The following is an 18,918-nucleotide window of genomic DNA, read 5'->3' as shown; positions in this document are numbered from 1 at the left end:
CCCGCACACCCCGCCCTGCGCGCAAGAAGCCTGACCCCGCCACCCCGGCCAAAGCCGTGGAACCGCGCGAAAAGGCCAGCCTGCACCCGCGCAACCGCCATCAGGGTCGTTACGACTTCCCGGCGCTGATCAAAACCACGCCGGAACTGGCGAAGTTCGTGATCATCAACCCGTACGGCAAGGAAAGCATCGACTTCGCCAGCCCGGACGCGGTGCGGGTGTTCAACCGGGCGCTGCTGAAATCGTTCTATGGCATCGCCCATTGGGACATTCCGGCCGATTACCTCTGCCCGCCGGTGCCGGGCCGTGCTGATTACGTGCACTTCCTGGCCGACCTGCTGGCCAGCGTCAACGACGGCGAAATCCCGCGCGGTGCGCCGGTCAAGGTGCTCGACATCGGCATGGGCGCCAACTGCGTCTACCCGCTGATCGGCTACAGCGACTACCGCTGGCACTTCCTCGGTTCGGAAATCGACCCGACGGCCGTGGCCGCCGCCAAAGCCATCGTCCAGTCCAATGGTCTGAACAAGGCCATCCAGTTGCGCCAGCAGACTAATCCCAAGCACATTCTGCTGGGCTTGCTCGAACCCGGCGAACGCTTCGACCTGACCATGTGCAACCCGCCGTTCCACGCTTCGATGGACGAAGCGACCAAAGGCAGCGAGCGCAAATGGCGCGCCTTGGGCCGCGCCGACCCGAAACGTAAACTGCCGGTGCTGAACTTCGGCGGTCAGTCGGCCGAATTGTGGTGCGAAGGTGGCGAAGCCCGTTTTGTGACACAGCTGATTGCCGAGAGCGCGCACTTTCAGCACAAAGTGCTGTGGTTCAGCACCCTGGTCTCGAAAGCCTCGAACCTGCCAGCGATTGAGACGGCGCTGAAAAAGGCCGGGGTTCTGGAAAGCCAGGTCGTGGAAATGTCCCAGGGCCAGAAGCAAAGCCGCTTCGTTGCGTGGACTTTCCAGACCAAATCCGAACAGCAGGTTTGGCGGCGCGAGCGTTGGGTTAAAAAAAGCTGAGTACCTGACCGCCATAGATCAACTGTAGGAGTGAGCCTGCTCGCGATTGCGGTATGTCAGTCACAAAAAAATTGACTGATACACCGCAATCGCGAGCAGGCTCACTCCTACAATGGGTTTTGCGGTGTTTGCGAGTCCAACGCCAAATCACAGGCACAAAAAAACCGTGCCCGGATCACTCCGGAGCACGGTTTTTTTTACTGCGTCTTACTTGTTAACAGCGTCGGTCAGGCCTTTGGCCACAACCAGCTTGATAACTTTCTTGGCAGCGATTTCGATGGCAGCGCCAGTCGAAGGGTTACGGCCGGTACGGGCAGGACGCTCAGTCACTTTCAGCTTGCCGATACCTGGCAGAGTGATTTCGCCGCCGTTTTCCAGCTGATCGGCAACGATTTGGCCCAGTTGGTCCAGAGCGTTACGCGCGGTGGTTTTTGGCGCGTCGATAGCTTCAGCGATGTCGGCGATCAGTTGGTCTTTAGTAAGAGCCATGTAGTGTTCCTTCCCTATCAAATTCATATGGATTGCAGAGTGCAGTGTCAGCCATCGAGCCCGATCTTCTGGATCTGGCACCCTCGGCCAATAACCACGGGATCGGGGTTATAGATACCGAAATCAGGGTTTGGTTCGACCTGACAAATGCTGAATGCACGCTTAACGCAGTGACTTCGCGTAAGACCGGGCAAAACTAGCACAGAGACGGGGAAATATCCGCTTCTTGCTACCCATTTGGTCAGCTTTATTGCTCTAAAACAGGAAAAAACTGCATAAGGGCCGTCGGTCGGCTACGAATTACCCTTCGAACCGCGCCAAAACCAGTGGTTGCGGTACACTTGGCACTTTTTTGGGAGCCTGCCCTGCTCTCTCCAACCAGCCGTATCAAACAGCCGAGAAGCCCATGCCGATCCGTCATTGCATCGTCCACCTGATCGACAAAAAACCCGACGGCACGCCCGCAGTTCTCCACGCTCGCGACTCTGAACTGGCCGAGTCGAGCGCCATCGAGAACATGCTTGCCGACCTCAACGAGAGCTACAACGCCAAACAAGGCAAGGCCTGGGGTTTCTTCCATGCCGAATCCGGGGCGCACCCGTTCAGCGGCTGGCTGAAGGAATACCTCGACGGCGGCAAGGACTTCACGGCGTTCAGCCGCGTGGCGGTGGAACACCTGCAGAAGCTGATGGAAGAGTCGAACCTCTCGGTGGGCGGCCACGTGCTGTTTGCGCATTACCAGCAGGGCATGACCGATTACCTGGCGATCGCGCTGTTGCACCACAGTGAAGGCGTTGCCGTGACCGATCAGCTGGACGTGACCCCGTCCCGCCACCTCGATCTGGGCCAGTTGCACCTGGCGGCGCGAATCAACGTCTCCGAGTGGCAGAACAACAAACAGTCCAAGCAGTACATTTCGTTCATCAAAGGCAAGAACGGCAAAAAGGTTTCGGAGTATTTCCGCGACTTCATCGGCTGCCAGGAAGGCGTCGACGGCCCGGGCGAAACCCGCACGCTGCTCAAGGCGTTCAGCGACTTCGTGGAAAGCGAAGACTTGCCGGAAGAGTCCGCCCGCGAAAAAACCAAGACCCTGGTGGATTACGCCAGCAGCCAGGCAAAAATGGGCGAGCCCATGGGCCTGGAAGAACTCTCGGAGCTGATCGACGAAGAGCGCCCGAAAGCTTTCTACGATCACATTCGCAACAAGGACTACGGGCTTTCGCCAGAGATCCCGGCGGATAAACGCACCCTGAACCAGTTCCGCCGCTTTACCGGTCGCGCGGAGGGTCTGTCGATCAGCTTCGAAGCGCACCTGCTGGGCTCGAAGATCGAATACGACGAAGAAGCCGGCACGCTGATCATCAAAGGCCTGCCGACTCAGCTGACTGACCAGCTCAAGCGACGCAACTGATGCTTGGCAGCGTGCTGAAAAAATTCCTGCTGATCCTGCTGGTGGTCGTGGTTTATCAGAACTGGGGCAAGATCGAGCGGGTGTTCAACCCCTCGCAGGTGGTGTCGGAACAGACTCAGGTCAAGGCTAACGTCGTGCTCTATGCCACTGAATGGTGTGGTTACTGCAAACTGACCCGGCGCTTTCTTGATCAGAAAGGCATTCCGTACAAGGAATTCGACATCGAGAAAGACGCCGTGGCGCGCAAGGCTTATGAAGCGTTGGGTGGCGGCGGGATTCCGATCATCGACGTCAACGGAACGCTGATTCGCGGGTATGACCCGGATACCATCCTCGCAGCCTTGAAGTAACTCTCCGGCCCCATACCCCCTGTAGGAGCCGGCTTGCCGGCGATAGCGTCCGTTCAGTCGGTGAATAGGTTGACAGAATCACCGCCATCGCCGGCAAGCCAGCTCCTACAGGGGATTGCGTAGTTGTCCGGAAACCAAGCAGGACCGGTCAGCGTTTTTCAATACGAAACCCGAACCGTGGAAAGTGCACATGCACCACCCCGCCACGCTCATCCTCACGACGCACGATCAATTCCTCACGCCCGGCAAACAGCAACTCCCCGGCCACAGGATCAACACCGTAATCGGTCGCCGTGATAACCACCTGCTGACCCGCCTCAAACCCGTTTGGCTCTTCGAACTGCTCATCCGGCAACGCGGCAGGCGTAGCATTACGCGCCACAGCCAGCGCGTCCTCGGATGTCATCTCGCTGAACGCACCATGCCCGAAACCCAAGACCCGTGCATGCCACGTGGCAACCGCCGGGTACGCATCGACCAGCGGCGCAGTCACTGGTGTCGCTTTCAGGAACCACAGCGAATGAGCCAGGGCGAAGTCGGCAATCGACGGTTCGCCGAACAGGAAGTCGCCCTGCTCGCGCTGCAGCTGTTGCTCCAGGCGTGTCATGATCGTCGGCCATTGATGCCGCGCCTGTTCGGCCGACAACTTTGTCGCACTGCCACCGCTAAAAAAACTGGCGCGATCGGCGAGGAACGCCTTGATTGCTTCCGGCGGCAAATGGCCGAAACGCACCGCGACCGACGCAGGCTGAAACACCAGGCTCACGGCATGCTGGAACACCACCGAATCCGCCCAGGCAGCGAACGTCGCGGCGATCATTTCCTGACCTTCCGGGAAGAACGCCGGCAAGGCTTTTTCCTGCTCCAGTCGACGGGCGATCAACGACGTATCGCAATAAATATCCGCACCAATCTGCAACACCGGCGTCTTGCGATAGCCACCGGTCAAAGCCGTCAGATCGGGTTTTGGCATCACCGGCGAGATCTTCACCGAACGCCAGGACAGGCCCTTGAAGCCCAGCAGCAGGCGGGCCTTTTCGGCGAAGGGGGACGTCGGGTAATGATGAAGAATCAACTCGGACATGCTCGGCTCCGCCGCACGAATCAGGAATCTGCAGCTTAGCGCGCAATCCGCGAGCAGCCTACAGATCTGCCTGATGGGAACTGATCAATCAGATTGATAAGCCCGCAGCAAAGGTCGCCACCAGACATTCCTTGGCGCTTTTCTTGAGTTTTTTGATCAGCCGTTCCTGGCGCAGCGCTTCGCTTTTGTCGCGGCAGACTTCGGTGTAGACCAAGGCCACCGCGGGGCTGGAAAGGAAGAACCGCGCGCCTTTGCCACTCTGGTGAGTGGCAAAGCGGCGGACCGGATCGTCGCTGATCCCGCAGTAGAGCGAACCGTTGGCCGCGCGAACGAGGTAGACGAACCAGGGTTTGCTGACGGGCAGCGTCGGTTCAGCGGCAATGGCGGCGGGTTCGCTCGGCGTGTTCACGTGACGGTCATGGCTTGAAAGAAAACAAGCCGAGATCTTATCAGCGACTGGCCTGAAATGCCTTCAGCCCCTTCAAGGCCTGAGCGCGAACGGCGTTTCTCACCAGCGGCGTCCAGCCCAGCAGCAGGCCCTTGAACCCCAGCGCCTGACGCGACCAGGTCCACAGATCAAAACGGTCGTGATGCTCGCAGATCTTGCCGTCGCGAAACACAAAACGCGCCTGAATATCGTTGACCACGGTATTGCCGGTCTGGCTGAACAGGTACGTCGCCACCCAATGCGCGCCGCCGCTGCGATCATCACTGCGCACGTTGTCGAAAGTCAGGGAAAAATCCTTGGCCCGGGTGGTGAGCATGCGCCACATGTCGCCCGCGTCGCGCCCGCGCAATTCGCCAAATGCCGGATCACTGAACACCACGTCGTCGGTGTAGCAGGCGCTCATGGCCTCGGCATCCAGGCGCTGGAAGGCCTCATAGAATCGGGTGATCAAAGCGTTGTGGGCATCACTCATGGGCAAGCTCCCTGGTTTGAAAATGGGTTTCGTATAATTGCCTGCACGATAGTCAACTAATGAACGGAACACTACCGGCATTCGTGGCGGGAATACCCCCAGGTGTGCCGAAGCCTAATGCACCATGCCACTCTCACGGGCATACGCAAACAGGTCCACATCCGTGGAAATGCCCAGTCGCTGCATGGCCATGTTTTTCTGTTTGCTGATGGTCGAAACGCTGCGTTTGAAGTAGCCGGCGATTTCACTGACGGTCATTCCGCTGGCGAGCATTCTCACCACCTCGTGCTCTTTTGCCGACAGTGCAGCGCAACTCGACCGGGCCCTGGCGTCGGCCTGAAGCAGCGCGGTGCGCAACGACTCGCTGATGTACCGGCGCCCTTCAGACACGGATTTTATCGCCATCGGCAACTCCTTCGCCGACGCGCCTTTGGCGATGATCGCCACCACGCCTTGTGCGAACGCCGCCCTCAGGGTGGTGACGTTGGCAAACATCGTGACCAGAATGATCGGCATCGTCGGGTAGCCACGTCGCACCCGGCTCAGCATCTTCAGCCCGTCAGCCTGCAAGTTGCCCGGCATGCAAAAGTCGGTGATCAACAGATCACAAGGCGTCGTGTACAGCAGGCTCAACAGGCTGTCGGGACCATCGGCCTCCCCCACCACCACACATGTCCGGTTCAGATCAACGAGCATCCGCAAGCCGATACGAACGACCGGATGGTCGTCAGCAATGATTACGCGCATTGTCGGATTTATCCTGTTTGGTGGCTGGAATGCGCGAAAAATAGCGCCGTACTGTTCCCACCACAACGCCCGTTCCCGACCGTAAAACCACTTCGCCCAATGTAATCGGGGGGGTGTTCTTTCTCCTATAAAACAAAAAGAACCGCCCTACGTTTGCAAGCTACATCGGCCACACAGAAGGACTACAGACAACGTGATGCAGGAGGGCGATTTGTAGCCCGCAACACGCTTTCATACACCGGGCTGTTCGTTTTCGTATTAGTTGCATTCCGCCTGGCTACTTCGATCGATAGATTGCGCCCTGTCCATAACAGGGCAACTCCCAACAATCTTTCATCAAGGAAGAGCCAACACATGAACAAGCGTTTATCCCTTCTGACTGCTGCTTTGCTGCTGACCGGCGCCTCGTCGGCGTTCGCGGCGTCCAGTACTGACCTGACCGTAACGGGCAGAATCACTCCGACGGCCTGCACACCGAGCCTGGCCAATAGCGGTGTCGTGGATTTCGGAAAAACGTCAGCCACGGATCTCCACCAAACCAATTGGACCTTTCTAGGCCGCCCCTCGTTGAAACTGAACGTCGATTGCGATGCCGCGCAAACGTATGCGTTGCACCTGAAAGACAATCGCGAGAACACCGCGTTTCGTTCGCACTTGTATGGCCTCGGCCTGATCAACACCAACCAGAAGCTCGGTGGGTTCGACCTTGGATTTAGCAGTGCGGTTTCGGAAAACGGCTCAATAGACGTGCTCATTTCCGCGGATCAGGGCACTACGTGGTCCCCATCTGTCGTCGCAGGACACGTTCCCGGAACATGGGCTGCATTTGGCGATCGCTCTACGGGGACCTTGTTACCGACCCCAATCAAGAATCTGACTGTGGATATGGAAGTGGGCGCAATCATCGCCCGGGCAGACAGCTTGACCCTCACCGACGAAGTGCGGCTCGACGGCGCTGCGACGCTCGAAGTCATTTACTTATAAACCACGCTCATCAACAGGCAACGCCCGGCCCTCGGCGTTGCCCGCTCACTCAAAGGACGACCCATCATGGAAAGATGCTCCCTCGCTCTATTGACGCCTCTGTTGATCGCCTGCGCCCCCATGGCCTTCGCCGCCAGCAGCGCCGACCTGAGCGTCACCGGCCTGATCACCCCCAGCGCCTGCACACCCAGCCTGTCCGGTGGCGGCATCGTCGACCACGGCAAATTGACAGTAAAAGACCTGAAACCGGACCAGCCCACTGCCCTGGAAAACGGCACGCTGTACCTGGAGGTGAACTGCGATGGCGCCACGCCATTTACCCTGACGACAATCGACAACCGCGAAGGCTCTTCCGCCTTTCACCCCAATAGTCACGGGCTGGGCGTCATCAACGATAACCAGAACCTGGGCAGCGTTGCGTTCGGCCTGTTCGATGCCGTGGCCGATGGGGCGGCGGTGAGAACCATCATTTCCCTCAACGACGGTGCCACCTGGCGAGTGTCTTCCTACCTGGGGCACGCCGGCCGGACCGCATTCGCGGCGTTGACCGACCTGAGCACACCGATCGCCATCAAGGATCTGCGTGCGCGGCTCACGACGTTTACCACCATCGTTCGCGCGAACGACCTGACGCTGACCGACGAAATCCCTATCGACGGGCATGTCACCGTGCAACTGAACTATTGATAGGCCGGTGTTCCCGGCTCCATTTTTTCGAATATTCAACGAGACACGTCATGACGATGTTTTCCAGAGTCACCCGTCATCTGTTCAATAGCGGCATCGGCGCATTTGCCCTGCTGCTGAGTGCACAGGCTCAGGCCGACGGCATGGTGCCGAACACTTCCGTGGTCATCGTCAACGAGGCCGACGGCGAAGCGTCCGTGTCCGTGACCAACACCGATGCCAACCTGGCGTTGATGCACGTCACCCTCGAAGACATTGCCGAGGACAGCGAATCGCTGGTGTTCGTGACGCCGCCGCTGGCGCGCGTCGAAGCGGGCAAAACCCAATTGGTGCGCTTCATTCTGCAAACGGAAAAGCCCCTGCTCACCCAGCGTTTGAAAAGGGTGATCTTTGAAGGCATCCCCCAGGGCAAAGCCCCCGCCGAAGCCGGGCAGGCACGGGTCGGCGTGACGGTGCGCCAGAACTTGCCGGTGATCCTGCACCCCAAAGGCCTGGCGCCCAATCGCACGCCGTGGACCGACCTGCAATGGTCGCTCAAAGACGGTCAACTGACCGTGCGCAACGACACGCCTTACGTGGTCCGTCTGGGCCAGGAAGTGCAATTGTTGCCGGCGGCGGGCAACGCGATGTTGCCGAAAACCTACGTGCTGCCCGGTGAGCACATCAGCATCAAGGTGCCCGAAGGCAGCGCCACGCAGGTGCGCTTTCAACCGGCAACGGTCTACGGTTTTGCGGTGCCGCATTACGAGGCGCCCATCCGGTCCTGAACCACTCTGACGGCGTCATTCAGGAACGATGAGCGCCCATGTTTCAAGGCGACGGCCGACTGGTCGTTGCCACAGGCGTGCCTGTAACCGCACACCGAAATAACCCAAGTGAACCCGATGAACACAGTATCGAATTACCGTGATGGCGGAGCCGTGCCCGTTATTCGGGCCGTTGCTCGCTCTGATACATGGCGGCGAACCACAGCGGCGTTGCTGCTGAGCAATGCGCTGATGGTGCTCGACGCCCACGGTGAGGCGTCGTTGCCGGCGTCGTTCGACAAGGACACGTTGCTGCAGCGCGGCATCGATCCGGCGCTGGCGACGTTGCTGATGCAGGCGCCGCAGTTCACGGCCGGCCGGCACCCGGTCACGCTCACCGTCAACGGTCAGCGCCATGGCCGGGTCGACGTCACGTTCAATCGCGATGGGGCATTGTGCTTCGATCGCGCACTGCTCGATGCGGCGAACCTTACGGTGCCCGCGCTTACGCTGGACGAGGGTCAGTGCCACGATTTTCTTGGCTCCGCGCCGCAGGCCGTCATCGAACCGGACCCCGCGAACCTCGCCCTGTCGTTGATCGTGCCCACCGACGCGATACGCCCCACGGCCCGGGATTTTTCCGGTTATCAAACCGGCGGTATTGCCGGTTTGATCAACTACGACGTCACCGGTATGCACAGCCGTTCAGGGGACAGTTCGAGCCGCTACGCCTCGGCCAACACCGAACTCGGTTTCAATGCTGGTGACTGGATCGTGCGCAGCCGTCAGGTACAGACCTGGCAGGACGACATCTCCCACACCACGCACATTGCAGCCTATGCCCAGCGCACTTTCGCCAGCCAGGAAGCGGTGCTGCAGGCGGGTCAGATCAACCTCTACAACCCTGTGCTCGCCGGTGCGCAGATCACCGGCGTGCAAGTGCTGAACGAGCAAGCGCTGCAGGTCGAAGGGCAAAGCGCGGTCATTGAAGGGATCGCCAACAGTCAGGCGCAGATCGAGGTTCGCCAGAACGGTTCGCTGATCCATTCCACGGTGGTGCCCGCCGGCCCGTTCGCGCTCACCAACGTACGACGGCTCAACACGCGTTCCGACGTGGAAGTCACGATCAAGGAGACCGATGGCAGCGAGCGCAGTTTTACCGTGCAGGCCGCGATGCTGGGGGTCAGTTTGCCAGCGCCCGGTTACTCGCTGGGGGCCGGTCAGGTGCGCAGTGTCGGTGATGCGCAAGCGGGCGATCCCTGGGTGATCAGCGGCGGCTGGAGCGGCGCGCTCACCCCGCAAGTGTTGCTCAGCGCCGGCCTGACCGGCGCCGCCGACTATCGCGCGGCAGGCGCCAGCGTCGGCCTGCTGCCCTCGCCCGCCACCCAGGTGCAAGCCACGCTGACCGGCGCGCACGCCAGCGGCAAGCAAGCCAGCCAGGGACTTCAGGCTGACCTGAGCGTCTCGCACCGGTTGAACGAGCAGTGGGCGCTCAATGCCGGCAGCTCTTACCGAACCCTCGGCTACCGGGAACTGGAAGAAGCGGTGTTCGACAACACGTCCGACAACAGCAACTCCCGTTACCGCGATCAGCAGAGCGCAGCCCTGTCGTGGTCGCACCCATGGCTCGGCGCCTTCAGCAGCGGCTTCAGCCGCTCCAGTTCGTTCGACGGCCAAAGCAGCAGCCGCGCCCTCGCCTCCTGGGGCACCAGCATCGCTGGCGTGTCGGTCTCGGCGACTGCCGAATGGCAGGTCAGCGGCGCCAGCCGTAACGATGACAGCGTCTACCTGAACCTCAGCATTCCGCTGGGCGAGAACCGCCGGGCGCGCACTTGGGTGCGCAGTTCCGCCGGCGAATACCGCAGCGGCGTCGGCTTGAGTGAACGGGTCAACGATCAACTGGGTTACCGGGTCGGCGTCGAACACGACACCCGCGACAAACAGGTGCAATCCACGGCCGGCGTTTCACTGCTGCCGCGCTACGCCCAACTCGATCTCAACTACACCCGCGCCGACGATGAACGCTCCAGCTATCAGGCCAGCGCTCGCGGCGGCGCGGTGTTGCACGGCGGTGGTTTGACGCTGTCGCCGTACCCGGTGAGCGACACCTTTGCCCTGCTGTCCGTGGGCGACATGGGTTCGATCAAAGTGTCGACGCCCAGTGGGCCGGTGTGGACCGACTGGCAAGGTCAGGCGGTGATCCCGCAAGTGGCGGCGTACGGCCGCAGCCCGGTGGAAGTCGACACCAAAACCCTGCCGCGCAACGCCGACATTCACAACGGGCTGGCGGTGATTTCGGCCGGTCGCGGCGCCGTCGACACCGTTGAGTTCGGCATCACGATGACCCGTCGAGCCTTGCTCAAGGCAACCACCGCCAATGGCGCGCCCCTGCCGCGCGGGGCCGCCGTGAACACCGAGGATGGCGAGTTCGTGACCCTGGTGCAGGACGGCGGCCTGGTGTTTTTGCCCAACGTCCTCGACCGCCGCGCGCTGTGGATCAGCGCGCCGGGGCTGGAGCGTTGCGAACTGCGCTTCGAACTGCCCGCCGACGCAGACACCAACGCGTACTACGAAACCGCCCCCGCCAAGTGCCGAGCCCTCTGAGGATGAATTCATGAACCTGTCACGCTATCTGCTGCTGACCCTCGCGCCGCTGGCACTGAGCGGATTCACGCCACTGGCCTCGGCGTCCACCGACGACTGTCAGTTCAACCTGAGCCAGCCGCTGCTCGATTACGGCTTGATGAACCGTGCGATCCGCCCCGATGCGGCAGCGGAACGACACCTCGGCGAGCGCCCGATCAGCCTGACCCTGAGCTGTGCGCAGCCCATCGACATGAGCCTGTTCTACCGGGCGATGGCCGCGACCGCCGAACGCTTTCACTTTGCCGAACGCGGCAGCTATCAGGTACGCATTCGCGACGCCGTGCTCGACGGCCAGTCGGTGGAGATTGGCTTGATTGCCGGGGCCGGTCAGCCACCGGCCGAAACAGCGTCGAACCTGATCTGGCGACCGGAACACGGGGTCGTGCCGGTGCAAGCCGGCGTGCCGGTACAGGGGCGCAGTTTCTCGGCGCAACTTGAGCTGACCGCCTGGGTTCAAGAGCATGGCATGCAGATGCGTGACGCGGTGACCTGGGAAGCCTTCGGGGTATTCGACGCCATCGGCGCCGGACGCACCCGCGAGACAACCTTGCGCGCCCGTTTCGCTCCGGCGGCCTGCGAGCCGGTGCTGTCCAACGGCGGCGTGGTCGACTTCGGCACCCTGTCGAAAAAAGACCTCAACGCGGACAAGGACACGCGCCTGCCGCCCAGATCGTTGACGCTGATGGTCGGCTGCGACGCGCCGGCCTCCTTCGCACTGATCATGCATGACAACCGCTCAGGCTCGGCGACGCTCAACAGCGAGATTGACTACGGCCTGGGCAAGGACAGTCGCAGCAACAGGATTGGCCGCTATTCACTGAGCGTCGACCCGGCAAACGCCAATGCCGACGGCTTTGCCCGCCTCTATCGAATCGACTCCTCCACTGCGGGCTCTGCCTGGAGCACCGGCAGCGCCAACCCGATCCCCATCGGCCAGACCCGTTACCTGGCGTTCACCGACAACGCCGGCAGCAACGCCGGCCCGGTACTGATCCAGAACCTCAGCACCACGGTGACCGTGGACGCCGTCATCGCCCCCACCAACAGCCTGGATTTGAGCACCGCCATCGAGCTCGATGGCGCGGGGACGATCGAGATTATTTACCTGTAACACCCAACCCGATCCTGCTGGATCCAGGGCGCAGTTGAGCGCCTTGGGGCAGTCAGGGCAATAACCATAGAAGTGAGCAAGAAATGTTTAAAAAGTACTTTGCAGCACTCTCCGCCACCGCGTTGATTGGCGTTGCGCCTTATGCGCTGGCGGCTTCGAGCACTGATTTGACGGTGACTGGCCTCATCACCCCGAACGCATGCACCCCGACGCTTTCCGGGGGAGGGATCGTCGACATCGGCAAAATCTCGGCGAAAGATCTCAAAATGACTTCAAACACTTTGGTAAACACTCAGCCAATGCAGCTCACCGTAGCTTGTAACGCAGCGAATACGTTCGCGCTGAATGCTATTGATAACAGAGCTGTGACCTCGCTGGCCGATAACGCGTTCGGTCTGGGGGAAACCAACGCATCTGAAAAACTGGGCATGTTCCAGGCAGTTATCAAAAGCGCATTAGCAGACGGGAACACTGTGCAAGCAATCTACTCGGCAAACGGAGTGAGTTGGTTTCCCACGAACCATATAGGCCCCGGTGAGCTGACATCGGTCGGAGAGTACCGCCCCCTTAGCGTCAAAGACCTCACGATGGAGTTGGAAATCAAGACCTATATCGCCCGGGCGGACAGCCTGACTCTGATCGATGAAGTCACTGTCGACGGTTCAGCAACATTTGAAATGAAGTACCTGTAAGCCATGCACCTTGCCCGAGGTCATGCCTCGGGCAAGGACTGATTCCGCTCACCAGACACAGCGAAACCTGTCCCATGAAAAAAATTCCACACGCACTGACGATGGCGATCATCGTCCTGACTTCGCCGCTCACCTTCGCCGCCTCGTCGACGGACCTGACGGTCACTGGCCTCATCACCCCGAACGCTTGCACACCGAGCCTGTCCAGCGACGGCATCGTCGATTATGGAAAGATTCCAGCCAAAGATTTGAAACAGAACACGTCCACCCCCCTCGAAGAAAAAACACTGATGCTGGGCGTGAAATGCGACGGCCCCACGCCATTTGCCCTGTTCGCCAAGGACAATCGAGCCGGCTCGGCTTCGCAGGCACCCAGCGTGTTTTTCGGCGTGGGCAAGATCAATGAAACCCAAAAACTGGGAGGTTATTTACTGACGATGATAAATGCCGTCGCCGATGGCAAAGCCGTACAGACAATTAAATCCGTGGATGGGAAGAACGACTGGCGGTCCCAAATTTTCATGTGGCCCGGACAATACATGTCGGTGGCGGCCATCGGTAATCCAGGCTCGCCGATACCTATTCAGGACCTGACCCTGGAACTGGGAATCGCTACTTCGATTGCGCGGGCCGACGGACTTGATCTGACCAACGAAGTGCTGATCGATGGTTCTGCAACGCTTGAGATGAACTACCTGTAAATCAGGGCGCCGCATTATCGGCAACGGTGATGCGGCACCGGTACACGGCAACCCAGGAAAAGGACCTTCATGAATGAACAACTATCTCGCAGCCTTCTCGGCAACTTTACTGATCAGCACCACCCCCACCGCTTTTGCTGCATCGGCGGTTGACCTGACCGTCAAAGGCACCCTCACCCCGCTCGCCTGCACACCGATGCTGTCCAACAACGGCCTCGTCGACTACGGAAAAATCCCCCGGCAGGACCTCAGCGTCGACAAACGCACACGACTGCGCGACCAGACGCTTGACCTCACTATTCAGTGCAATGCGCCCGCGCGTTTTGCCCTGCTGATGCGCGACAACCGCGACGGCTCGGCAATCGTCAACAGCGAGATTTACTACGGCCTGAACCACGACCACAGCCACAATAAAATCGGCTTGTATTCACTGAACTTCGATCCGGCCAGCACCGTGGTGGACGACCTGACGCAGGTCTATCGAACTGATTCCACCACGGGCGGCAAGGCCTGGAGTTCGTCGAACAGCCAGGCCATTCCGATTGGCGCCCGAAGTTATCTCGGATTCACTGACATTGCCGGGAGCAGCGCCGGCCCGATTGCCATCCGCACGCTGACCAGCCGGGTGACGGTCGAAACGGTCATCGCGCCCACCTCAGAGCTGGATCTCAGCGCTGAGGTGCACCTCGACGGTTCGGCAACGCTGGACGTTGTTTACCTGTAGTCAGACCTTTTCGCTGACCACCTGCACGTAGAGCGAACGCCCGGCACCGAGGCCGGCAAGGATGGCGCCGAGGCCGATCACAGCGAAGATCCAGCCCACGGCATTCCAGCCGCCGGTCCAGTCATGCACGATGCCGACCGCGAACGGCCCCATCGACGCCAGGGTGTAACCGAAGCCCTGGGCCATGCTCGACAGGTTGGCCGCCACGTGCGAATCCCGCGAGCGCAAGACAATCAGGGTCAACGCCAGGCTGAACGTTCCGCCCTGCCCCAGGCCGAGCAGGATTGCCCAGCCCCACAGGCCTTCGATGGGTGCATAAAGGCAACCGAACAGGCCGCCGAGGGTCAGCGCCATGACGATGACGATCGCCAGGCGCTGATCCTTGCCGCGCGTCGCCAGCCACGGTGCGGCCAGCGAACTGGCGAGTTGAACGATCACCGAACCCGACAACACCAGGCCGGCCTGGGTTGGCGTCAGGCCGCGACCGATCAGGATCGATGGCAACCAGCCAAACACGATGTACGCCAACGAAGATTGCAGGCCCATGTACAAGGTCACTTGCCAGGCCAACGGGTCACGCAACAGACCGCGTACCCGGTAAGCCACGTTGTGCGCGCCGTGTTTCTGACCGACTTGCGGCAACCAGAACATCGCCGCCACCAGTGCCGGAATCACCCAGAAGCCAAGTCCCAACGCCCAGCTCTTGTCGAAGTGTTCGCTCAACGGCACGGTCGCGCCCGCCGCCATCGCCGCGCCCAGGCACAGGGCCATGGTGTAGACGCCGGTCATGGTCCCGGCGTGTTTGGCGAAGTCGCGTTTGACGATGCCTGGCAGCAGAACGCCGATCACGCCGATGCTCGCACCGGCCAGCACGCTGCCGCCAAACAGGCCGATTTCACCGAACGAACTGCGCAGAATGATCCCGCCCGCCAATGTCAGCAGAATGCCCAACACCACGCGCTCAGCGCCGAAACGTCGCGCCAGAATCGGCGCCAACGGCGCAAACAGGCCGAGGCACAGCACTGGCAACGTCGTCAGCAAACCGGCCTGCGCCGCCGACAAGCCCAGGCTTTTCGAGACCTCGCTGAGCATCGGCGCCATGCTCGACAGCGCCGGACGCAAGTTCAGCGCGACCAGAATCAGCCCCGGCAGCAACAGCCACGGGCGGCGCAGGATTGGCTGACTTTGCTGGACCTGTTCGTCATCGGCCTCGGCGTCGATCAGCAGCTCTTCGAGCTCCGCCGTGCGTTTGGCTTCGGTGATCGTGCTGTGGCTGCTGGACATGGCGTTCTCGGTTTCAAGGTTCATTGATCAACTGCCTCGACAAGGCTTTCGCGCGTTCCGGGTCGCGTTGCTCGACGGCATCGAGCAGTTCGATATGCAGGTCGAACACTTCCTGGCGACGTGGCGTGATGCTCAAGGTCTGGCGCAGTTGTGCGCCGACGACGCTGGAGAAATAGCGATACAACTCGCTGAGGGTGGGGTTGTGTGCGGCGTCTACGAGACGACGGTGAAACACCAGGTCGCAGGCGATGTAGCTGTCGAGATCGCCGTGGTAGTGATCGCCGCTGACGTTGAGCGCTTCGCGCAAGGCCACGAGGTCTTCGTCAGTCCTGCGTAGCGCGGCAAGGCCGATGGCCTCGACTTCAAGGATGTGCCGGGTCTCTCGCGCTTGCTCAAGCGAGCAGCGCGACAACGCTTTCAGGGTGTCCAGCGGATCGATCACCGCCCGCAGATAGCTGCCGTCGCCCTGACGGATTTCGATCAAACCGGAAAACGCCAACACGCGCATGGCCTCGCGGACAGTGTTGCGGCTGATGCCCAATTCGGCAGACAACTCAGGCTCAGTGGGCAGACGCTGACCGACAGACCAGACGCCTTCGGTGATACGCAGACGCAACTGATCCAGAGCCTGATCAACCAGGGAACGTTTAATGAGTGGAGACATGTCTGACATAGGATTCGCCCTTTCATCCAATCATAGGATGAATTTTTTGACATGTTAGTCAGCTATGTCCAACAGAGCAAACGGTTTACACAAACCCTGTAGGAGCCGGCTTGCCGGCGATTCGGTCTGACATCCAACATGGATATCGCCTGACCCACCGCCATCGCCGGCAAGCCGGCTCCTACAATTCCGCGTCCGGCTCGCCATCTCGTGCATTACACAAACCCTGTAGGAGCCAGCTTGCTGGCGATTTGGTTTGACATCCAACATAGGTTTCGCCTGACCCACCGCCATCGCCAGCAAGCCGGCTCCTACAATTCCGCGTCCGGCTCACCATCTCGCGCATTACACAAACCCTGTAGGAGCCAGCTTGCTGGCGATTCGGTCTGACATCCAACACGGATATCGCCTGACCCTCCGCCATCGCCAGCAAGCCGGCTCCTACAATTTCGCGCCAGGCTCTCCATCTCGTGCATTGCGCAAAACCTGTAGGAGCCGGCTTGCTGGCGATTCGGTCCGACATCCAACATGGATATCGCCTGACCCACCGCTATCGCCGGCAAGCCGGCTCCTACAATTCCGCGCCCGGCCCGCCATTTCGCACACGACACAAAACCTGTAGGAGCCGGCTTGCCGGCGATTCGGTCTGACATCCAACATAGGTTTCGCCTGACACCCCGCTATCGCCAGCAAGCCGGCTCCTACAGGGATCGTGGTGTGTTTCTTCGGGCAAAAAAAAACCCGGAACAGCGTCCGGGTTTTTTTACTGCCTGGCTTCGATCAATGCAGGATCTGGCTCAGGAACAGTTTGGTGCGTTCGTTCTGCGGATTGTCGAAGAAGTCGTTCGGCGCGGCCTGTTCAACGATTTCGCCCTTGTCCATGAAGATCACGCGGTTGGCCACGGTGCGGGCGAAGCCCATTTCGTGGGTCACGCAGAGCATGGTCATGCCGTCTTCGGCCAGACCGATCATGGTGTCCAGCACCTCTTTCACCATTTCCGGGTCGAGGGCCGAAGTCGGTTCGTCGAACAGCATGATTTTCGGTTTCATGCACAGCGCGCGGGCAATCGCCACACGTTGTTGCTGACCGCCGGACAGTTGCCCCGGGAATTTATGCGCCTGCTCCGGAATGCGTACGCGCTCCAGGTAATGCATGGCGATTTCTTCGGCCTGGCGTTTGGGCATCTTGCGCACCCACATCGGCGCCAGGGTGCAGTTCTGCAGGATGGTCAGGTGCGGGAACAGGTTGAAGTGCTGAAACACCATGCCGACTTCACGACGGACCGTTTCGATCTGCTTGAGGTCGTTGGTCAACTCCACGCCATCGACCACGATGCGACCCTGCTGGTGTTCTTCCAGGCGGTTGAGGCAGCGAATGGTCGTCGACTTACCGGAACCCGACGGGCCGCACAGGACGATACGCTCGCCTTGCTTGACGTTCAGGTTGATGTCTTTCAACACGTGGAACTGGCCATACCACTTGTTCACGCCCTGCATCTGAATAATGCCTTCAGGGCTCACAGGCTTTTTGATTGCTTCGCTCATTACAGAACTCCTAACGCTTGTGGCCAGTGTCGAGCTTGCGTTCCAGATGCATGGAATAGCGCGACATACCAAAACAGAAAATCCAGAACACCAGGGCCGCGAACACATAGCCTTCAGTGGCCATGCCCAACCATTTCGGGTCGGCGGCGGCTTGTTTGACGCTGTTGAGCAAGTCGAACAGGCCGATGATGATCACCAGGCTCGTGTCCTTGAACAGCGCAATGAAGGTGTTGACGATGCCAGGGATTACCAGCTTCAGGGCTTGCGGCAGAATCACCAGGCCCATGCTGCGCCAGTAACCGAGGCCCATCGCCGCAGCCGCTTCGTACTGACCTTTTGGAATCGCTTGCAGACCGCCGCGCACCACTTCAGCCACATAGGCCGACTGGAACAGGATCACGCCGATCAGCGCCCGCAGCAGTTTGTCGAAGTTCATGCCTTCAGGCAGGAACAACGGCAGCATCACCGAGGACATGAACAGCACCGTGATCAACGGCACGCCGCGCCAGAATTCGATGAAGGTCACGCAGACCACACGAATCGCCGGCATATTCGAACGACGGCCCAGCGCCAGCACAATGCCCAGCGGCAACGCACCGGCAATACCGACAGTGGCGATCACCAGGGTCAGCATCAGGCCGCCCCATTGGCTGGTCGCCACTTGGGTCAGACCGAAAACGCCACCATGCAACAGGCACCAGGAAATGATCGGGTACAGCACCAGGAAGCTCAGGCCATACACGGCTTTACGGTGAAAGCGCGAGATGAACAATGGCGCCACGCCGATCACCGCCAGCCACACGGTCAGGTCCACGCGCCAGCGCAGGTCCATCGGGTAGTAGCCGTACATGAACTGGCCAAAACGCTGCTGAATGAACACCCAGCAGGCGCCTTCCTTGGTGCAGTCGGCGCGGGTGGTGCCGACCCAGTTGGCGTCGATGATTGCCCATTCCAGGATCGGCGGGACAATCAGGTAAATCAGATAGAACGCAAACAGGGTCAGCAGGGTGTTGAGCCAGCTGGAGAACATGTTTGCGCGCATCCATGCAACCACACCGATGCTGCTGCTCGGTGGAGGCATGTCAGGCTTGAAAGTATGAGTACTCATGCGCTTTTC

The 18,918-nt window shown here is 60.2% G+C and carries 20 protein-coding genes; 11 read left to right on the top strand and 9 right to left on the bottom strand.

The features are described 5' to 3' along the window. On the top strand, positions 1-1,016 hold a 1,016-nt coding region (rlmF, locus tag KGB24_RS28410), incomplete at its 5' end, for a 23S rRNA (adenine(1618)-N(6))-methyltransferase RlmF (protein WP_223437747.1). A gap of 207 nt (positions 1,017-1,223) precedes the next feature. Here the strand turns inward: rlmF and KGB24_RS28405 are convergent. After that, positions 1,224-1,505 carry an HU family DNA-binding protein gene (locus tag KGB24_RS28405; protein WP_007905514.1) on the bottom strand — a complete coding sequence of 94 codons (282 nt, stop codon included), beginning with the start codon at positions 1,503-1,505 and terminating at the stop codon, positions 1,224-1,226. Positions 1,506-1,911: 406 nt separating this feature from the next. On the opposite strand from KGB24_RS28405, the gene yejK reads away from it, so the two are divergent. Both yejK and KGB24_RS28395 read left to right on the top strand, forming a co-directional pair. After that, positions 1,912-2,916, top strand: coding sequence for a nucleoid-associated protein YejK (gene yejK / locus KGB24_RS28400; protein WP_008026670.1), 1,005 nt, complete (start codon positions 1,912-1,914; stop codon positions 2,914-2,916). Further along, positions 2,916-3,266, top strand: a complete 351-nt coding sequence (locus tag KGB24_RS28395) for a glutaredoxin family protein (protein WP_223416424.1) — start codon at positions 2,916-2,918, stop codon at positions 3,264-3,266. The genes yejK and KGB24_RS28395 overlap by 1 nt, the downstream gene beginning before the upstream one ends. 148 nt (positions 3,267-3,414) lie before the next feature. On the opposite strand, the gene KGB24_RS28390 is transcribed toward KGB24_RS28395, so the two are convergent. From KGB24_RS28390 to KGB24_RS28375, 4 genes are all read right to left on the bottom strand, one after another. Then, positions 3,415-4,350 carry a glutathione S-transferase family protein gene (locus KGB24_RS28390; RefSeq protein ID WP_223416425.1) on the bottom strand — a complete coding sequence of 312 codons (936 nt, stop codon included), beginning with the start codon at positions 4,348-4,350 and terminating at the stop codon, positions 3,415-3,417. Positions 4,351-4,438: 88 nt separating this feature from the next. Further along, a complete protein-coding gene (locus KGB24_RS28385) occupies positions 4,439-4,759 on the bottom strand; it encodes a GIY-YIG nuclease family protein (protein ID WP_008042467.1) in 321 nt (106 codons plus the stop codon). Positions 4,760-4,799: 40 nt separating this feature from the next. Further along, positions 4,800-5,270 (bottom strand): nuclear transport factor 2 family protein, encoded by a 471-nt coding sequence (locus KGB24_RS28380; protein ID WP_008026662.1) that lies wholly within the window; start codon positions 5,268-5,270, stop codon positions 4,800-4,802. A 114-nt stretch (positions 5,271-5,384) separates the two neighbouring features. Continuing rightward, the gene (locus KGB24_RS28375) at positions 5,385-6,017 is read right to left on the bottom strand and encodes a response regulator transcription factor (RefSeq protein ID WP_223416426.1); all 633 of its coding nucleotides are present in this window, start codon (positions 6,015-6,017) and stop codon (positions 5,385-5,387) included. A 354-nt stretch (positions 6,018-6,371) separates the two neighbouring features. On the opposite strand from KGB24_RS28375, the gene KGB24_RS28370 reads away from it, so the two are divergent. From KGB24_RS28370 to KGB24_RS28335, 8 genes are all read left to right on the top strand, one after another. Next, positions 6,372-7,001 carry a DUF1120 domain-containing protein gene (locus KGB24_RS28370; protein ID WP_223416427.1) on the top strand — a complete coding sequence of 210 codons (630 nt, stop codon included), beginning with the start codon at positions 6,372-6,374 and terminating at the stop codon, positions 6,999-7,001. Between the two features lie 66 nt (positions 7,002-7,067). Continuing rightward, positions 7,068-7,688 (top strand): DUF1120 domain-containing protein, encoded by a 621-nt coding sequence (locus KGB24_RS28365; RefSeq protein WP_223416428.1) that lies wholly within the window; start codon positions 7,068-7,070, stop codon positions 7,686-7,688. A 50-nt stretch (positions 7,689-7,738) separates the two neighbouring features. Then, entirely contained in the window at positions 7,739-8,455 is a 717-nt protein-coding gene (locus KGB24_RS28360; RefSeq protein WP_223416429.1) for a fimbria/pilus chaperone family protein, read from the top strand. A 117-nt stretch (positions 8,456-8,572) separates the two neighbouring features. Further along, entirely contained in the window at positions 8,573-11,038 is a 2,466-nt protein-coding gene (locus KGB24_RS28355; RefSeq protein ID WP_223416430.1) for a fimbria/pilus outer membrane usher protein, read from the top strand. A gap of 10 nt (positions 11,039-11,048) precedes the next feature. Continuing rightward, positions 11,049-12,191, top strand: coding sequence for a DUF1120 domain-containing protein (locus KGB24_RS28350; RefSeq protein WP_223416431.1), 1,143 nt, complete (start codon positions 11,049-11,051; stop codon positions 12,189-12,191). An 83-nt stretch (positions 12,192-12,274) separates the two neighbouring features. Continuing rightward, a complete protein-coding gene (locus tag KGB24_RS28345) occupies positions 12,275-12,883 on the top strand; it encodes a DUF1120 domain-containing protein (RefSeq protein ID WP_223416432.1) in 609 nt (202 codons plus the stop codon). A gap of 74 nt (positions 12,884-12,957) precedes the next feature. Next, complete coding sequence (locus KGB24_RS28340) at positions 12,958-13,584, top strand: DUF1120 domain-containing protein (RefSeq protein WP_223416433.1); 627 nt, start codon at positions 12,958-12,960, stop codon at positions 13,582-13,584. A gap of 73 nt (positions 13,585-13,657) precedes the next feature. Next, positions 13,658-14,308, top strand: coding sequence for a DUF1120 domain-containing protein (locus KGB24_RS28335; protein WP_223416434.1), 651 nt, complete (start codon positions 13,658-13,660; stop codon positions 14,306-14,308). Here KGB24_RS28335 and KGB24_RS28330 read toward each other — a convergent pair whose 3' ends face one another. The 4 genes from KGB24_RS28330 to KGB24_RS28315 all read right to left on the bottom strand — a co-directional run bounded on the left by KGB24_RS28330 (position 14,309) and on the right by KGB24_RS28315 (position 18,909). Beyond that, positions 14,309-15,616: a CynX/NimT family MFS transporter gene (locus tag KGB24_RS28330; RefSeq protein ID WP_223416435.1), complete on the bottom strand. Its 1,308-nt coding sequence runs from the start codon at positions 15,614-15,616 to the stop codon at positions 14,309-14,311. It lies immediately after the preceding gene. Then, the gene (locus KGB24_RS28325) at positions 15,606-16,265 is read right to left on the bottom strand and encodes a FadR/GntR family transcriptional regulator (protein WP_008026635.1); all 660 of its coding nucleotides are present in this window, start codon (positions 16,263-16,265) and stop codon (positions 15,606-15,608) included. Before KGB24_RS28325 ends, KGB24_RS28330 begins: the two co-directional genes overlap by 11 nt. Before the next feature lie 771 nt (positions 16,266-17,036). Next, positions 17,037-17,801: an amino acid ABC transporter ATP-binding protein gene (locus KGB24_RS28320; protein ID WP_008026633.1), complete on the bottom strand. Its 765-nt coding sequence runs from the start codon at positions 17,799-17,801 to the stop codon at positions 17,037-17,039. 10 nt (positions 17,802-17,811) lie between these two features. Further along, positions 17,812-18,909, bottom strand: coding sequence for an amino acid ABC transporter permease (locus KGB24_RS28315; RefSeq protein ID WP_008026632.1), 1,098 nt, complete (start codon positions 18,907-18,909; stop codon positions 17,812-17,814). Between the last annotated feature and the right edge of the window lie 9 nt (positions 18,910-18,918).

The sequence above is a fragment of the Pseudomonas sp. BF-RE-25 genome (assembly GCF_019956105.1).
Classification (GTDB): Bacteria; Pseudomonadota; Gammaproteobacteria; order Pseudomonadales; family Pseudomonadaceae; genus Aquipseudomonas; species Aquipseudomonas migulae.
This window is presented reverse-complemented; position numbering and strand designations above follow the sequence as displayed.

What these genes read in the sequence shown, in the direction of transcription:
- KGB24_RS28405 (WP_007905514.1), bottom strand. Translation starts at nt 1,505, where the DNA reads ATGGCTCTTACTAAAGACCAACTGATCGCCGACATCGCTGAAGCTATC.
- yejK (WP_008026670.1), top strand. Translation starts at nt 1,912, where the DNA reads ATGCCGATCCGTCATTGCATCGTCCACCTGATCGACAAAAAACCCGAC.
- KGB24_RS28395 (WP_223416424.1), top strand. Translation starts at nt 2,916, where the DNA reads ATGCTTGGCAGCGTGCTGAAAAAATTCCTGCTGATCCTGCTGGTGGTC.
- KGB24_RS28390 (WP_223416425.1), bottom strand. Translation starts at nt 4,350, where the DNA reads ATGTCCGAGTTGATTCTTCATCATTACCCGACGTCCCCCTTCGCCGAA.
- KGB24_RS28380 (WP_008026662.1), bottom strand. Translation starts at nt 5,270, where the DNA reads ATGAGTGATGCCCACAACGCTTTGATCACCCGATTCTATGAGGCCTTC.
- KGB24_RS28375 (WP_223416426.1), bottom strand. Translation starts at nt 6,017, where the DNA reads ATGCGCGTAATCATTGCTGACGACCATCCGGTCGTTCGTATCGGCTTG.
- KGB24_RS28370 (WP_223416427.1), top strand. Translation starts at nt 6,372, where the DNA reads ATGAACAAGCGTTTATCCCTTCTGACTGCTGCTTTGCTGCTGACCGGC.
- KGB24_RS28365 (WP_223416428.1), top strand. Translation starts at nt 7,068, where the DNA reads ATGGAAAGATGCTCCCTCGCTCTATTGACGCCTCTGTTGATCGCCTGC.
- KGB24_RS28360 (WP_223416429.1), top strand. Translation starts at nt 7,739, where the DNA reads ATGACGATGTTTTCCAGAGTCACCCGTCATCTGTTCAATAGCGGCATC.
- KGB24_RS28355 (WP_223416430.1), top strand. Translation starts at nt 8,573, where the DNA reads ATGAACACAGTATCGAATTACCGTGATGGCGGAGCCGTGCCCGTTATT.
- KGB24_RS28350 (WP_223416431.1), top strand. Translation starts at nt 11,049, where the DNA reads ATGAACCTGTCACGCTATCTGCTGCTGACCCTCGCGCCGCTGGCACTG.
- KGB24_RS28345 (WP_223416432.1), top strand. Translation starts at nt 12,275, where the DNA reads ATGTTTAAAAAGTACTTTGCAGCACTCTCCGCCACCGCGTTGATTGGC.
- KGB24_RS28340 (WP_223416433.1), top strand. Translation starts at nt 12,958, where the DNA reads ATGAAAAAAATTCCACACGCACTGACGATGGCGATCATCGTCCTGACT.
- KGB24_RS28335 (WP_223416434.1), top strand. Translation starts at nt 13,658, where the DNA reads ATGAACAACTATCTCGCAGCCTTCTCGGCAACTTTACTGATCAGCACC.
- KGB24_RS28330 (WP_223416435.1), bottom strand. Translation starts at nt 15,616, where the DNA reads ATGAACCTTGAAACCGAGAACGCCATGTCCAGCAGCCACAGCACGATC.
- KGB24_RS28325 (WP_008026635.1), bottom strand. Translation starts at nt 16,265, where the DNA reads ATGTCAGACATGTCTCCACTCATTAAACGTTCCCTGGTTGATCAGGCT.
- KGB24_RS28320 (WP_008026633.1), bottom strand. Translation starts at nt 17,801, where the DNA reads ATGAGCGAAGCAATCAAAAAGCCTGTGAGCCCTGAAGGCATTATTCAG.
- KGB24_RS28315 (WP_008026632.1), bottom strand. Translation starts at nt 18,909, where the DNA reads ATGAGTACTCATACTTTCAAGCCTGACATGCCTCCACCGAGCAGCAGC.